The following is a 14,890-nucleotide window of genomic DNA, read 5'->3' as shown; positions in this document are numbered from 1 at the left end:
TATCGCTAAACGGGTCGGCGGAGACGTGGCCGAGTGGTCGAAGGCGCTCCCCTGCTAAGGGAGTAGGCCCGGAAGGGTCTCGAGGGTTCGAATCCCTTCGTCTCCGCCACCACCCCTAACGTGCTGTTATTGTGAGGTTTTTAGAGCGATGTCCAAAGGCTTGTTGTCCATAATGGACCACAAAAAGGCCGAGAAAGAGGACATGCACTACCTCGTTCAACCTCGCGGCTCCGGTAGGAGTTGGGTATTCAGAATGGTGACACCGCCTAACTTGGTTGGTGTTCCCAATCCGTGGGACGGAAAGCCTCTAGCTAAAGAGATAAAACGAGGTCTTGGGACGCGTCGGCTTCCAGAAGCTCGTAAGCTCCGTGACATCGCGCTGGGTGATATTCGCAAGCTTCAGAATAGCCTTGGTGAGCGGGAGGCGTTCTCTCTGGCTTCTGCCGTGGATTGGCGTGATCAAGTGGAGGCTGCAAACATAAAGGCTCAAGAGGATGGAGACCCATTCAATGTTGGGGTCGAATTCGTGTTGGGCGACAAGGTTGAGCAGGCTTCGGCTAGAGGCATTCCGCATGACCAGATAAAGAGGTTCGCCCGTGTCGCTACGGGCGCTGGGTATCCACTTGTGTTCGCTCATTCGCAGTATGTAGAGGCCCGCCGTGTTGGTAACCCCTACGACTACAACCCATTAAAGCGCACAACCGTCATGAGCCTTGATACGGCGATGAAGCATCTTCGTGCCTTCCTTGAGGACGATGCGGAGACTGCTTGCTTGGAAGATGTAACTCCACAGCTTGCCCGTCGCTTTCGCGATGAATACCTGCCTTCCATTCGTCATGGGCGCAGTCCTCAAGGCCTGTCTCCACAAACCATATCCAAGAACATCAACTTGTTGAAGATGCTTTGGGTTTGGGCCGACGAGAATGACCACCTGCCAGCCGACTATAATAACCCTTGGGTCTTTAAGCGCGGTATCAGCCGCAGCTCCAGCCAGCGTGAGCAGGTCAGGCAGGATTACCAGCCCAAGGAGTTTAGTAAGCTGTTGGGAAAAACAGAGCGGGGCACCAAGGAGGGTGATTTGATCCGCCTTGCAATAGCTACAGGCTGCCGCGCCGACGAGCTTGCGATGATTGCTAGCAGCCAAGTAAGAAAAGATCGGTCAGGCTTCGATCTGCTAGATGGCAAGACCAAGAACGCCTCCCGTTTTATCCCAGTTGTAGGTAGCGCTAGAGAGCTGCTGCAGGCCCGTGTGGAAACGCATGGGAAGTCAGGTAGGGTTTTCCCCGAATGGCCCGTAAGGCCAGCCTCTGGTAAGGCTGCAGCGGTCTCACAGTGGTTCACTCGCTTTCGGCGAAAGGTATTAGGCAAGGAGACAGATGGACGTTTGGCGCTTCACTCCACGCGCCACACTTGGCGAACCGTTGCGCGTCGTGCTGGCGTTGATGAAGCGGCTATCAATGACCTTGGCGGCTGGGCAGGCCCACGCACCTCGTCTTCCGTCTACGATCATGGGTTGCGTGAGGAGCAGTTGGAGAAGGCACAGCAGAGCGTGTGGGACGAGCTGGAGAGAATGGGTTACCTTAGGGGGTATTAGTAGACAGCCAAATCGCGGCTGATCGCGTTAAAGTTCGTCGTCTTTCTTGGACTTTGCAATTGCCTCAAGCGCGTCGGCCATACGCTTTCTCTCAGCAGCCTTGCGCTTGTTTGAACTCACAATGAGCCCGATGGGTAATATCACTACTAAAGCAATGAAAATGAGAAACAGCCCAGGAAGGCCGATGTTATTGAGCATGAAGTATTCCTCGTTGAAGGGGGAGACTGCCTCCCCATTAGCTTTGTATCGAGATTGAACTAAACCTGACAGTCTCGCGACAAGAACAAATAGTAAAGCGCACAGAAATCAAGAGCTCTCAAGCAATCGGTAAACTGATGTTCTGGCAATCCCTAGCGCTCTTGCTATCTCGGTCGCACCCTTCCCCTCTTCGTTCCTCATTCGCTTCACCTCGTTCACATCGATAGACGCCTTGCGCCCCTTATAGACCCCGTCAGCCTTCGCCTTCGCTATGCCCTCTAGCTGCCTTTCCTTGCGCAAGTTGGTCTCGAACTCTGCAAAGACCCCAAGCATTTGAAAGAACGCTTTGCCTGCTGCTGTTCCAGTATCCACAGGCTGCTCTGTCGCCTTAAGCGCCACCCCCTTACTGTGAAGCTCACGAGCAATGCTGGATAGATCATCCATTGACCGTGCAAGGCGATCAAGTCGCGTGACCACCAATGTGTCGCCATCCCTTAGGAACTCAAGCAGGGTCTTCAGTTCAACGCGACCCTGCCTGCTTGTCCCGCTAACCTTCTCTTCCCTAATGATCTCACACCCCGCCGCATCAAGCGCCTTGCGTTGTATTGTCAGGTCTTGGTCTGTTGTTGATACCCGTGCGTAACCATAAATCGCCATACTTAAGTGTTCCTTTTGCCTCTAGACCCTTTGTGTCTGGTGTAACAAAACACATAAATCAACCCTAAAAGTACAATCAATCTGTACAGCAGGTGTGTTCTCTTGGGGTATAGCCTAGCGGAACACCCTCAACTTGCTAAGGGTATGAAGCTTTTAGAATGGGTCTCGTGGCGGCGATGCCACCCAACCAAACGGGCAATGGAGAAGGGTCGTATCTGGCAGCAGTCGATCCAGCTAAGCCCCCCCTATAGGGCGGCTTCGGCTGGCCTGCGGTCCGAGCTATAGTTTTGATGGTGGCGGCTCAGGCTTCGCTCTCGCTTGATATCAACGCAACCGCTGCGGAGAGCCGCTGAGAGCGTCAGACAGACGCAGTCCGAGTGGACTTGATGCCCTTTCACCAAAGAGAAGCACTGCCCACTGTAGGGGCGCTGGGTAGGGGCGGGGGTAAAAAGCCAGTCGCTGTACCTATATTAGGCCCTCAGAGATTTGACCCCTAAATCACTTCTGAGGCATCCCTACAGGTAGCGTACCAGCTATTGCTTAGTTGTATTGCGTCAGGCTCTAGCTTCAACCGACCCGCAGCATATAGACCCTCATTCCACTTAGTGTCAGTAGCTTTAGCTATAGCATAAGCTTTTACCCTTAAGGTCTTCTTCCTCCTTGGGGGAGGAGGGAGGGTAATAGCTTAAGCTTCCCTGATGGTGGAACTTAATTGGCCCGCTACCTAGTTCGGCGCATGAAAGCACTAGCTAGGCATGAAGGTTGGAGGCGGGGGGAGGTAAGACCCCAAAGCTAGGCAATGGGTCTCACCCTTAAGCTTAGCCTAAGCTAATACCTCCCCACCCTGCTACCAGACACGATGAAGCATAAGCTACAGCCCTATAGCTACTATATAGCAACAGCGGGGCATTAGCTCTAATGGTGGAACTTAATTAAAACCCCTTATTTATAAGGCTCTTGAGCGTCCACGCACCTCGAGCACTTACGCCCCCACTGGTGCCCCTCAAGGGCTATCGCGCGGCTCATGGGTGTTGGGTCCCTAGAGCCTGTTCTTCGGCTTATCCATCTCACCGCTTCGCTCTTGATCTTGGGGTATCTATCGGCTGACAAGTATTAGGTTGAGGATGGTTCTGTGGACTTTGCTTCCATATTTGTTCCCTGTATGTTCCTATCATGCCAGCCGCTCGCCCCTCTGCTAATAGGTTTAAAAATCAGCGCCTCTGCCATGGTGCCAGCCTAGGCATGCTGATTACTGTCCGGTGTCCGTTCTGTCGCCGCACCGTTAACTTCTGGGCGGCTGACCTCGTCCAAGTGCTGGGGCCAGATCACGAGTTGCATGTTCCGCCATTTCCTTGCTCTCGCTGCAAAACTAGAGAGGTTGACGTGACATGGTGTGTTCCGGCTAGCTCAACCTTGACCGACTTGACAGTTCGCCGTCCGGTTCGCCAAGTTGTCAAATGGGTGTGGCGCGACGAAAAGGCATAACGAATGTGCAACCTTTACTCAAACACCACTGCCGTTGAGGCCATGCGGCAAATGTTCGACGTGCTTCCAAGTAATGTCCACTTAGGGAATGCTGAGCCACTTTCTGCAATTTGGCCGAAGTATCAGGGGCATGTGGTCCGATTGAACTCGGAAGGGGAGAACGAGCTTGTCAGCCTGTCGTGGGGCTTCAGGACGACCAAGACCAGCAAAAAGACAGGCAAGACGCTGCAGCCCGCCGCATGGAACAATGCAAGAGATGATAAGCTGCTCAAATCTGGCTTATGGAGAAGCAGCTTTAAAGAGCGTCGGTGCTTAATCCCCGCCACCGCTTTCTGTGAGGCTAAGGGACGGCAACCTGCAACTTACTATTGGTTTGGCCTCACAGGCGAGGAGAAGCGCCCTCCGTTCGCCTTTGCGGGGATGTGGACCCTTTCACGGTTCGAGGGGGCAGAAGGTCCGCAAGAATGCCCCTGTTTCACCATGATAACTACCACGGCAAACGAGCTGGTAAAGCCGGTACACCCTGAACGTATGCCCGTCATCCTTGCGCCGGAAGACTATGAGCCATGGATGAAAGGCACGATAGAGGATGCTGGAAGCTTGCTTCGTCCATATCCAGCTGAAGGTATGCAAGTGTTGAAGTCTGGGGAGACTGAGAAAGCTGACATGCTCTGAGGCACTGCATCACCAGTTAGACCAAGCCCTCCTTCATCCCGCTAACCTCTTCGTGCTTGATGGTGGGGCTCCTTATTGTCAGGATCACATGCCAATTCAATGTGCGCTGGGCTGTACGGAAGGAGAGATCAAGGTGCATGTACAAGGCGAGTGTGCTTTGAAGGGCGTATCATTGGGTGCGGACCCTCCAGACATCCGCAGAGGTCAGGACCACTGAAACTCGCGGCCCTGACCGGCCGTTCGCTTCATTGCCGAGCGCTGCGGTGCAGCTTCACCAGACCGGCCATTCGTCCACCGTGCAGCATTTTCGGTGGATGAAGGTCGGCAGAGCGGGACAAAGCCGCCATTTAGGATTGCTTCGGCAACGTCTGCTTTCGGTCGGGCGTCTTCAATTTCCGACCATATTTCGTAGCGATGTTGCTGCATTTTTGGGATCTTTGGTTAACGCTCTCGTGTTTCCCACCATGAGTGCATTTCCTTGAATGCGGGCATTAGTCCGACGCTGTCTTCAGTGGCGCTATATTCTACTTTTGGCGGCACCTCGGCATAGACTTTTCTTTTAACAAGACCATCGCGCTCAAGATCCCGTAGTTGCTTTGTAAGCATCGTCTGTGTGATTTCAGGGATCGCTTTCCGAAGCTCTCCAAACCTCTTTGTTCCATCAAAGATGAGTATCTGCAGTATCGACAGCTTCCATTTTCCACCGATCATCGCGAAGACAAGTGGTGCGGGACAAAGATTCGAACTGGATTTGTCGTGCAATTGAAGCTCCATTAGTATCTTTTTGATACTTAAGTATCAAAATACTGCCTACTTTTCAAACCGAGTGTGATGAGTAATTCTAGATTAAACCAGAAAAATGGAGCTTAGCATGGTCGAACCGTCAAAAAACTATGAAGAAATCATTCAAGTATCTGCACCTCAAGAAGCCTGTTTTCAAGCTGTTGCGACACAGATGGGCAAGTGGTGGACCCGATCTGTCGAAGGTGGCCTAGGCGGCGTTGGTGACAAAGTGACTGCGCGCTTCCCGCCCGATTACGGGTATTGGACTTTTGAGGCCACGTCTTTCGAAAGACCTGGTCGAATCGAGATGATTTGCACAGATGCGCATCATAAAGTCGAAGGCCAACCAGAAGAGATCGATCAAGAATGGCTAGGAACAAAGATCATTTGGGAATTCAAAGCGGTTGGAGACAAGACTGAGATTAAGATGACACATGATGGATTGACGCCGACACTGAACTGTTGGGGGATTTGCCTTGATGGCTGGAACCACTTCTTCAAAAACAGCCTGAAATCGTTCTTGTGTGGCGAAGAACCAAGCCCACATATCTTAACTTAGCAGACACTCATCCCACGTGCAGCATCGGTGAGTCTGGGCTCAAAGCCGACCTGCGGCAATGCAGCACACGATGTTTGATCATCAGTGCCTTCTTAGAGTTGTCTCGATGACTGGTCCCAGCCCAGAGCGGACTCACAGCCTCCGACAGAAATTTGAGATAGAAGACCTTCGCGGCGCGTGTCACGAACTGACAAGATGCGGGACAAACCGTGCTTTCGCTGCGGCTGCGCCAATGACGGACTTCGGAGAATGGGTATTCAGTCGGCCTTGATTTTCGCGTTCTAAAAACGGTCATTTTTGGAGCGTCTCGGCTAGAGTGGCAGACCAACGGTAGCTGGCCTGCCCCAGTTCTTTACTCAGGACACTTGTTCGCAAAACCGAATTCTGTTGCCAAATGGGTCATGCACTTGGATTTGCAGGCCCCACGGCAATTCTTCCAAATCAGGACGCCCGAAGGAATACTGCTTATCCGAAAGCTCCTTATGAAACATTCGAATTTTTTGCGTTGGCAAAAATACGTTCGATCCGGGGCTTGCGTCGCCATGATGCTCTGTAAGATGTAAAAGCGCACCGGCACGCTCGACGCCCATGTAGAGCGGCAGTTGCTTTTCGTGACGATGCTCAAATGCGACTTCGAAGCCAAGAAACCCGCAGTAGAACTCTCTTGCTTTGGCCTCATCAAAAATGCGGATGATAGGGCAGATTTTACCGAAGCTGATCGCGTTAGAAACAGCACCTTCCAGTTTGGCCGATGCTGTGTTCCAATCTGAATATCCCAACGTGTTTGCAACGAGCTCCAAAGCCTCTGAGTGGGAAATATCTTTGTCGCCTTTGGCCAAGGCTGACCGAAGTTTGCGGGCCATAGATTTGGCCTGATCTACACTGTTCATGATGATCTCCATGCCAGCAAATTGTTTACGGCGCTCGCTTTACCGACCAAATGCTGGACGGAGTGTTTGAATTAAACATTAGAGCATTTTCACCTTACCCAACAGGGCGCGAGCGGCTGGCAACACAAACCGAGGTAAGAAGGCCATATTCAGTAAAGTTGGTCAAGACCTGCTTTGTGTGCCCACCAAAAACGCTCGTTTTTGACACGGCCCTAAAACACTCCAATTTATGCTGTCAAAAACCCCATTCAAAACCCAGCCAATGTTGAAGGTTTTTGGGATACCCGTGAAAGCGGTCATTCATGCACAAAGCAGCATAGGTAAGTCTGGGCTCGAAGTTGCTGTTCGCCGCTGTCTGCATGAAGGTCCGCTGTTGGGAAGCGGGTTAAACTTTGCAAAGGTCGCTATCTGCGCATTGCTGACCTTGGTGGATGGCGCAGCAAGAGCTACGGCGCAGGCAGGGGGGAGAATGTCGGCTTTTCACAATACGAACCAATGATCACGCACCTGCAGAGAATGTCTGCAAACCGCCCATCGCGGCGGGTAATGAAGATATTGCAAACCTTAAGGTTAGCTTGCGGATTTTGACGCTCTCGGCTGAGCATCAACTCGCCGACATTTCCTCAGTTGGTTTAAAGTTCGATTTCTTATTATTGGCGATTTCCCTTTCTCTCGGACAGGCCTTAGAGATTGCCCGCGAGTGCGCCTGTTTGACTAGACTTCGAATTCCATTGTGCATACTGTGTGGTCCATAAGGGACAACATGCTGAATGGACAACGCTTCGACTGAATATCCTTTTGTTACAGCGACTTAGCGAGGTCGGGTAAGTATCCCTTCGTCTCCGCCATTATACATTTTTAGTCACTTTGATTGGGTCGCCTTGGGCGGCCCTTTTGCCTTATTTTATTGGGATTTTCCCGTCGTTTAAGTTTCCCTCGATTTCTTTCGATAGTGCTCGTATACTTTTCTTGAGTGGTACGGAATGTGGTATTTAATGGTGGCAACGCTGGGCGGTAAGCTTACGAAGAAGTTGGTAGAGAACCTTGGACCGGGTCGGCATGGCGACGGGAATGGGTTGTATCTGGTTGTAGATCCATCCGGTGCGCGGCGTTGGATTGTTCGCGTGGTTGTTAAAGGTCAAAAGAACAAGAAGGGTGCTCCCTTGCGGACCGACTTTGGCTTGGGCGGGGCAGATATAGTCACGATCAACCAGGCCCGCGACCGAGCGCTGGAATATCGCCGCATGGCCAAGCAGGGCCTGAACCCAAGATTTACGGCCACCCGAGAGGTCCCGACCTTTGAGGAGGTCGCGCAGCAAGTCCATATTGATCGCATGCCAACTTGGAAAAATCCCAAGCATGGGCAGCAATGGATCAACACCTTGCGTGACTATGCCTTTCCCAAGATTGGGCGCATGCCAATTGATAGTATTGACCAGCCGGAGGTGCTGATGTGCTTGGCGCCAATCTGGACCGACAAGCACGAAACCGCCCGCAGGTTGTCTCAACGGATTAAAACTGTGTTGGACGTGGCACGCTCAAAAGGGTTTCGGTCCGGTGAGAACCCGGTGACTGCGATCAAAGACGCCCAAGTTTTGCCGAGGATGTCCGCGAAGCCAAAGCATCACAAAGCAGTTCGCTGGCAAGATATGCCTGGGTTGTTTGAGGTATTGAGGACGCGCGATGGCATGGCTGCGAAAGCGCTGATGTTTACTGCATTGTCTGCATCCCGCACGACAGAGGTGCTTAAAATGCGCTGGGAGGAATTAGACCTTGAGGCGCGGGTTTGGACCTGCCCGGCGGAGCGCATGAAAACTGGGTCCGCGCATAGGGTCCCGATGACGCCTCAAATGCTGTCTATTGTCGAAGAGTTGCGCGCGATGAACTCGGAGTTCGTGTTTGAAGGGCAGAAGCGGCACAGGCCCTTGTCCAATATGTCGATGCTGATGTTGCTGCGCCGTGTAACGAATGGGGACGCGACGGTGCACGGGCTGCGCTCGACGTTCCGCGACTGGGCCTCCGAAGTCGCCAATGCGCCGCGAGAGGTGGCGGAAATGTGTCTGGCGCATAGGGTCGGATCGGATGTCGAGAGGGCATACGCGCGGTCTGACCTTTTGGACAAACGGCGTAGCTTGATGAAGAGGTGGTCAAGTTTCGTGTCGGGACGTGAAGGGAGGTTCATCGATGTTTAGTCCATTAGGGTATACGTCCTTTGCTAAGCTTTGGCGGGAATTTACCTCAAAGCACTTTGTTCAGATATACGCCAATGCTGCCGATGACTATGCGGGGGATCAAGCCAAAAGATCTTATTACGTTGGTTCTCCAGCAGATATCTGTGAGCAAATTTTTCTTAAATCGTTTCTCGATCATAGGATTGTCGTCGCCAAGGATCTGCAGCGAATAGCAAGAGTGGATGTAGCATTAGACCGACAATACAACAAAATCTACAAAAACGCGTCTGTTTTTGAGAGCACTCGTATTGCAGAGAACCCAGAAGAGGCAGGCTTAAATGGAGAGTTTCTGCAACGATTTGGCTCAGTTCGGTTTAAGCCTTGGAAGCAATACCACGACGCCCCTGAAGCATGGACGAACGCTTACCCAAAACCGAGCGAAGTTGGCATAGGTCAGATTAATATAGAAAGCGCTCGCTTTCACACGCTTCCCTATGTTTTCGAACGGCTACAATTTGTCGTACCCGATACTGTGCCACCTTGGGCAAGTGATGCATTCCACAAAGAATATGTGAACAGATTTGTCGATGAATTCCCTGGATGGTCATTTTGTATCGATGATGGCGATCTTGCCGATTGGTCGAAGTCATGTCCAACTTACGTTTCCGAGTTCTTCGCTTGCAAAGACAATCCAGTTCAAACAGGCAGGCCGTCTAAAATTGGCGGTATCGTCTCGGCCATCCAACAAATCTATCCGACAGGGATTCCAAATGTACCTCTCAAGGAGATGCATCGCCAAATTGAAGCGGCCCTAGGTGCTACCGTTTCTGAGTCGACGGTCAAAAGGGCGGTCAAAAGACTGAAGAACTAGGTCAAAACTAAGGTCAAAAGTCTCTGATGATTTTTGACCCTTTTGGCCCACTTCACAGAAACCAACTGACGAACACAAACACGGGATACCCAAAGCAACTCAAGGGAATCCAGTTATGTCAGATAGTATCTTCGATAATTCCAAGAACTACGTTCTCGGCGACCCCGAACTTGATCTGATCGGTGACCGCGACAAGCTCGCACAGTGGCGTCACAAAAACATGGGCCCTGCCTTCTACAAGCTCGGGAGGAAGGTCATCTACCGTGGGGCGGACCTGAACGCGTGGGCCGAGGCTTGCCGGGTCGACCCGGCTTTGCGGAGCAAGAGCTAATGCGTGCTCAGGCTGACCTGTTTGGCGTGGAAAATTCCCAAAAGCGGCCTAGCGAGACAACGGCGTGCAAACCCAAGGTTCGCGGCGCTCCCAAAAGCGCTGTTGCGAGCCCTCGTAAGGTCCAGTTCCTGACCATCGATGAAGTCATGAAACGCTATAGCGTTTCGCACGCGACCGTTTGGCGTTGGGTTAAGCACAATGAGCACTTCCCTGCGCCGGTTAAGCTGTCACCAGGTACGAGCCGGTGGTCAGAAGACCAGTTGATTGCGTTCGAAAATCGCGCTCGGTCTCGGCAGAGCGGCAAGCGCTCCAAGACGAGCCAGAAAGCGCCGGTATGAGCCGGTCGTACAAACATGTGCGACCAAAGAAGCACCTTGTCTATTCAGTCGAGGAGCTCATGGGGCTGTTTGATGTAACTCGGAACACTGTATCGAATTGGATCAAGGACGGACTTCGCCCATCAGACGGAGGCGTTCCGTATGTCTTTAACGGGGCCGAAGTGAAGCGGTTTCATGATGCCAAGCGGACAACTGGAAGCACGCCCCTGCGCATTGGCCAGTTCAAATGTTTTTCATGCAAGGAGCGCGTATTTCCCGACACGAAGTCCGTTGAAAAACGAGTGTTAGAGAACGGCGGATTTGCTGTTCGCGCCGTGTGTTTTGCGTGCGCAGCCATTGTGACCAAGAGAGTGAATGAGATTGATTGCGACAAGATTCTAGATTGTGCCAATACAAATACCAGCTTGGAAGCGCTGGACGAAGTAAAGGATCAAATCCCAGCTGGTATTGGGAATGACAGCGATCTGATCGATGAGGTCTGTTATTTCATCAATGACCGCATTCTTCATGAATGGCGCCAGTTTGCGGGCCGTTGGTCGGTTAAAACCGTTTCCGCTAAAATCGCTGCCATTCGCCGGTTTGAAGCTTTTTGTAGTGGTAAAGACTTTTCCAAAGTTACCAAAAAGGACGTGTCGCAGTTTCGCGAACATCTAAAATCTAGCGCTGAATCCTTCGGGGAAGATCGGTTGAGCGTATCGACGGTGCGTCACCTTGTGTCGCACCTGAAGTCATTCTTCGAGTGGCTGATTGTCCAAGACAGGTTTCACGATCTGGATCGAACCTTGCCCGGTTACTTCGAACTGCCCAAGAAGTTCAGTGCTTCGGCTCTCTCAGGCGAGACCAGACCCGTCCCAACTGAAAATGAAGCTTCCCAAATGATCGAATTAGCGCCCGCCGAGACCATCAAGGAAAGGCGTGATAGGGCCATGGTTGCCATTGCCTTCCTGGCGGCTTTACGGGCTGACACGATCACATCCTTGCGAGTCCGACACTTGGATGCCGACCACCAGATCGTGGTGCAAGATGCGCGGCGCTCAAGGACAAAAAACGGCAAAAGCCTCAGGATCAAATTCTTCCCGGTTCCACCGATCTTTGTTGAAGTGGTGGTGGCGTGGAAAGAGGAGCTGATCGGCCTGGGTTATAGCGATGACGATGCATTGTTCCCAGACGACAAACACTTCTCAGGAACTATCGATAGGTCGCAATCGCCTTCAATTTCACCCATGTCGTCGACGCACGCGGTCTCGTCCGCCTTTCAATCAGCCTCCCGAGGAATAAATAAGAACTTTTCTCCGCATTCAGCAAAGCACTTTATCGGGCAATTGCGTTTGAAGATCTGCCAGTCACTTGAAGCCTCTAAGGCTTGGTCGGTTAACATGGGGCATGAGAACGAAGATGTGACTCAGCGGTATTACGAGAACATTACGGAAGAGCGTGTCTCAGAAATCTTCGAGGCATTCCATAGCGGGGAAGGTGTTCCGGTAGAGGATATGGAGCTAATGCTGCGGTATCACGAGCATGAACTGGTTCCAGGAACGCCAGAGTTTGAGCGGGCCAAATGGTTGGTTCTTGAGCGCCAGAATCGGACACTGTAAAAATCGAAATACTCCGAGGGCTGGGTAGCATGGCCACCGGTATCCATCCTAAACCCCATTGTATGTTAACTGACATTGTCGGAAAGCTGTAAGAGTAGTTTATCAACGGCATGTTGGAGCGCGGCAATGGCGACCCGCCCCTATACCACTGCGATTGAGTGCTGGGGTTGGCCCTGTCTTACTTGGGCGGCGAGATGTGCTGAGGGCGGTGACAGCTATCAACGGGAACGTTCTTTTTGCCGCGGCCAAATGATCCAATTGAGGGTCAAGGCATTCATGTGGCTGTCGTGGACCTCCGAACAATGCATTAAGGCGAAGAAGTGGTTAATGACTACGTCGTCATGAGGCTGTCGCTTATCCTAGGATGACATCCATCAAGTTTTGCTAACTCCTAGTTTTATCTGTGTGCTCCCAAATCGCCCAAGACCAGATCAACAAACCAACGACCACGAGTCCGTTAGTGAGACAGCACGCTTTGCAGACATCCGCCTTACCTTTTTAGATCCGCCTGCCGATTTTCAGTTTTGGATCACACGACGCGGCTAGGAAGTGCTCTGCCCTCGAAGTATGCATCGAGATTGTCGACAGCCATGTGCCCCATAGCGGTGCGCACCTCTTCAGTCGCAGACCCAATATGGGGCAGAAGCGTCACATTCTCCATCTTGCGCAGCGTTTCTGGCACTTCTGGCTCTTTGGCGAAGACGTCGAACCCGGCCCCGGCTATGCGTTTTCCAGCCAGCGCCGCGATCAAGGCGGTTTGGTCAAGACTGTCGCCGCGAGCGGTATTAACCAGATAAGCCGAGGGCTTCATGCGGGCGATATGCGCGGCTGTCACCAACGGCGTGCCACCACCACCCGGCACATGGACCGACACCACATCGGCCACCGCCATCACAGCATCGATGCTGTCTAACCCCTGAGCTTCAAACCCAAGGCCACTCACTGGTGAGCGATTATAGTAAACGATTTTCATCCCAAACCCTAAGGCGGCCCTACGCGCGACGGCCTGACCGATGCGGCCCATCCCGATAATCCCCAGCACCTTATCCTGAATACTGGCCCCCAACCCACCGACAATTGAGAATCCACCCCATCGGCCCTCGCGCAGCATCTTCTCGGCAGCAAAGGCGCGGCGGGTTACCGATAGAATTAAGAGCAGCGCGGTGTCGGCAGTGGCATCAGTCAGAACGTCCGGCGTATTCGACACCGCAATGCCAGCATCTCTAGCCGCTGCAACGTCGATGTTCGAGCAACCAACACCGACATTGGCAATCATCCGTGTCCGCACCCCCGCGCCCTTTAGCATCACCGCAGTGATCCGGTCACTGACTGTCGGCACGAGGGCCTCATAATCGTATAGCGCTTGGGCGATCGCCTCAGGCACCATCGGCTTATCGTCGAGGCTGAACACCGCCTCATATGTTTTGGCTAGACGTTCTTCGACCTCCGCAGTCAGCTTCCGTAGCACCAGAACCCTAGGTTTTACCAACATATTTCTCATGTTCTTGCGGCCTCAAACTTTGCCCAGGCCTCTTCCAGCTTGTTGATGTCAAATCCGGGTTCGCGGGCGGGGCAGAGGACGATTTTTTCGCTGGCGACGACGGTGTCGATTGCCTGTTTGAGAGCGGGGATGACCTCACTCGGGATGACGACTGCACCATGCCGGTCCGCGTGAATTAATTCTCCCTGCGCCACCCGCATACCCATAATGCAAACTTCTGTTCCGATCTCGACGACATGAACGAAACCGTGGCTTGGCCCGAGGGATCCAGCTAGCACCGGAAAGCCGTCATCGATCACGTCAAGATCGCGCAAGACACCGTTGGTCACCGCTCCTGCAAGGCCAAGCCCCTTGTGTACGGCGACGTGCACCTCGCCCCACCAGCCAGCGATGCAATTTGGGAAATCGACATCCTCGATCACCGCAGCAGTTGGCCCGCTACCATCCGCCATCGACCTGAAATAATCCATCCGGCGTTCTCGGATGACTTCAGGTGCCTCGGCCGACGGCGCAAGACCCGCGATGCGTGCCGTGCGGGCAAATCCCACGATGGCAGGATCTCCGGGTTGGGAATGCTGCATAGTGCCGCGAGTAAAACGGTTGAATCCTCGCTTGCCCTGCGCCACTTCTATCGCGTTACAAACTGTCGGAGTATCGACTTCGCGTAGCAGCGCTAAAAGGTTATCCGGTAGTGCAGTATCAGTCATACGTACTTGTCCTCTTAGGTGGAAATTAGGTGAGAGTTTCCTGCGGCGGCTTTGTGTCAATCAGCAGTGATATTCCTGTGCCAAGCTTAGCGATTTCCGACGCCGAATTCATCGCGGCCCCCATGACCTCCTCGACCTCGCCTACTCGGCCTAGTTTGATCTCTCCGTTTGACCCATGCTGGCCGTTCAACTTTGTTAAAAGTCTGGGCGACCAGCTACGGGCGAAAGAAGGTAGGGCAAATCGCATACGCGCGGATCTGCCGCCCTCTCAAATAAATCGCCACCGCCTTGTCACATCCGCCCATGAAACACGCATCCGGCGGCCGGATGCATCGCACTCCAGCGCAGCCAGTCCGGTTATCCGAGTTCCGCGCCGAACCATTGGGGTTTGCGACTCAGCAAACAGACCCGAGGTTGCGGTTGAGACCAGAGTAATGATTTTTAAATTGGGCCTCCCATTAGCGCGGAGCCCACAAGATGAGCACCTGCTCAGATAAAAATAACAAACCAGATTTTATTGCAATGGCTTCGCTGT

14 protein-coding genes and 1 tRNA gene are annotated in these 14,890 nt (G+C 52.8%); 9 read left to right on the top strand and 6 right to left on the bottom strand.

Annotation, left to right across the window (positions count from 1 at the left end; genetic code table 11):
- Window positions 1-19 precede the first annotated feature (19 nt).
- Together BLW66_RS14490 and BLW66_RS14485 are read left to right on the top strand one after the other, a co-directional pair.
- Window positions 20-109: transfer RNA gene (locus tag BLW66_RS14490), tRNA-Ser, on the top strand.
- A 63-nt stretch (window positions 110-172) separates the two neighbouring features.
- Window positions 173-1,594 (top strand): tyrosine-type recombinase/integrase, encoded by a 1,422-nt coding sequence (locus tag BLW66_RS14485; protein WP_170833491.1) that lies wholly within the window; start codon window positions 173-175, stop codon window positions 1,592-1,594.
- A 27-nt stretch (window positions 1,595-1,621) separates the two neighbouring features.
- Here BLW66_RS14485 and BLW66_RS17980 read toward each other — a convergent pair whose 3' ends face one another.
- Together BLW66_RS17980 and BLW66_RS14480 are read right to left on the bottom strand one after the other, a co-directional pair.
- Window positions 1,622-1,792 (bottom strand): hypothetical protein, encoded by a 171-nt coding sequence (locus tag BLW66_RS17980; RefSeq protein ID WP_170833490.1) that lies wholly within the window; start codon window positions 1,790-1,792, stop codon window positions 1,622-1,624.
- Window positions 1,793-1,900: 108 nt separating this feature from the next.
- Complete coding sequence (locus BLW66_RS14480; protein WP_089947877.1) at window positions 1,901-2,449, bottom strand: recombinase family protein; 549 nt, start codon at window positions 2,447-2,449, stop codon at window positions 1,901-1,903.
- 1,488 nt (window positions 2,450-3,937) lie between these two features.
- Between BLW66_RS14480 and BLW66_RS14475 the strand changes: the two genes are divergently transcribed.
- Window positions 3,938-4,609 carry an SOS response-associated peptidase gene (locus BLW66_RS14475; RefSeq protein WP_089947876.1) on the top strand — a complete coding sequence of 224 codons (672 nt, stop codon included), beginning with the start codon at window positions 3,938-3,940 and terminating at the stop codon, window positions 4,607-4,609.
- A 441-nt stretch (window positions 4,610-5,050) separates the two neighbouring features.
- Here BLW66_RS14475 and BLW66_RS18240 read toward each other — a convergent pair whose 3' ends face one another.
- On the bottom strand, window positions 5,051-5,383 hold the full coding sequence (locus BLW66_RS18240) for a winged helix-turn-helix transcriptional regulator (protein WP_089947875.1): 333 nt from the start codon (window positions 5,381-5,383) through the stop codon (window positions 5,051-5,053).
- Between the two features lie 97 nt (window positions 5,384-5,480).
- Here BLW66_RS18240 and BLW66_RS14465 point away from each other — a divergent pair, with 97 nt between their 5' ends.
- The gene (locus tag BLW66_RS14465) at window positions 5,481-5,951 is read left to right on the top strand and encodes an SRPBCC family protein (RefSeq protein ID WP_089947874.1); all 471 of its coding nucleotides are present in this window, start codon (window positions 5,481-5,483) and stop codon (window positions 5,949-5,951) included.
- A 356-nt stretch (window positions 5,952-6,307) separates the two neighbouring features.
- Here the strand turns inward: BLW66_RS14465 and BLW66_RS14460 are convergent, their stop codons facing one another.
- Window positions 6,308-6,841: a glyoxalase superfamily protein gene (locus BLW66_RS14460; protein ID WP_066598841.1), complete on the bottom strand. Its 534-nt coding sequence runs from the start codon at window positions 6,839-6,841 to the stop codon at window positions 6,308-6,310.
- 229 nt (window positions 6,842-7,070) lie between these two features.
- Here BLW66_RS14460 and BLW66_RS17975 point away from each other — a divergent pair, with 229 nt between their 5' ends.
- From BLW66_RS17975 to BLW66_RS14435, 5 genes are all read left to right on the top strand, one after another.
- A complete protein-coding gene (locus BLW66_RS17975; RefSeq protein ID WP_170833489.1) occupies window positions 7,071-7,340 on the top strand; it encodes a hypothetical protein in 270 nt (89 codons plus the stop codon).
- Window positions 7,341-7,824: 484 nt separating this feature from the next.
- Complete coding sequence (locus BLW66_RS14455; protein WP_244508658.1) at window positions 7,825-9,033, top strand: tyrosine-type recombinase/integrase; 1,209 nt, start codon at window positions 7,825-7,827, stop codon at window positions 9,031-9,033.
- Window positions 9,026-9,883 (top strand): hypothetical protein, encoded by an 858-nt coding sequence (locus tag BLW66_RS14450; protein WP_089947873.1) that lies wholly within the window; start codon window positions 9,026-9,028, stop codon window positions 9,881-9,883. The genes BLW66_RS14455 and BLW66_RS14450 overlap by 8 nt, the downstream gene beginning before the upstream one ends.
- Before the next feature lie 115 nt (window positions 9,884-9,998).
- Window positions 9,999-10,214 carry a MerR family transcriptional regulator gene (locus BLW66_RS14445; protein ID WP_089947872.1) on the top strand — a complete coding sequence of 72 codons (216 nt, stop codon included), beginning with the start codon at window positions 9,999-10,001 and terminating at the stop codon, window positions 10,212-10,214.
- 397 nt (window positions 10,215-10,611) lie between these two features.
- Window positions 10,612-12,147, top strand: coding sequence for a tyrosine-type recombinase/integrase (locus tag BLW66_RS14435; protein ID WP_170833488.1), 1,536 nt, complete (start codon window positions 10,612-10,614; stop codon window positions 12,145-12,147).
- Between the two features lie 529 nt (window positions 12,148-12,676).
- Here BLW66_RS14435 and BLW66_RS14430 read toward each other — a convergent pair.
- Together BLW66_RS14430 and BLW66_RS14425 are read right to left on the bottom strand one after the other, a co-directional pair.
- Complete coding sequence (locus BLW66_RS14430) at window positions 12,677-13,639, bottom strand: 2-hydroxyacid dehydrogenase (protein ID WP_089947995.1); 963 nt, start codon at window positions 13,637-13,639, stop codon at window positions 12,677-12,679.
- A gap of 5 nt (window positions 13,640-13,644) precedes the next feature.
- A complete protein-coding gene (locus tag BLW66_RS14425) occupies window positions 13,645-14,355 on the bottom strand; it encodes an RraA family protein (RefSeq protein WP_089947869.1) in 711 nt (236 codons plus the stop codon).
- Between the last annotated feature and the right edge of the window lie 535 nt (window positions 14,356-14,890).

The sequence above is a fragment of the Litoreibacter albidus genome, from assembly GCF_900107015.1.
GTDB lineage: Bacteria > Pseudomonadota > Alphaproteobacteria > Rhodobacterales > Rhodobacteraceae > Litoreibacter > Litoreibacter albidus.
The sequence above is the reverse complement of the archived record's forward strand: the minus strand, read 5'-3'. Positions and strand labels throughout refer to the sequence as shown.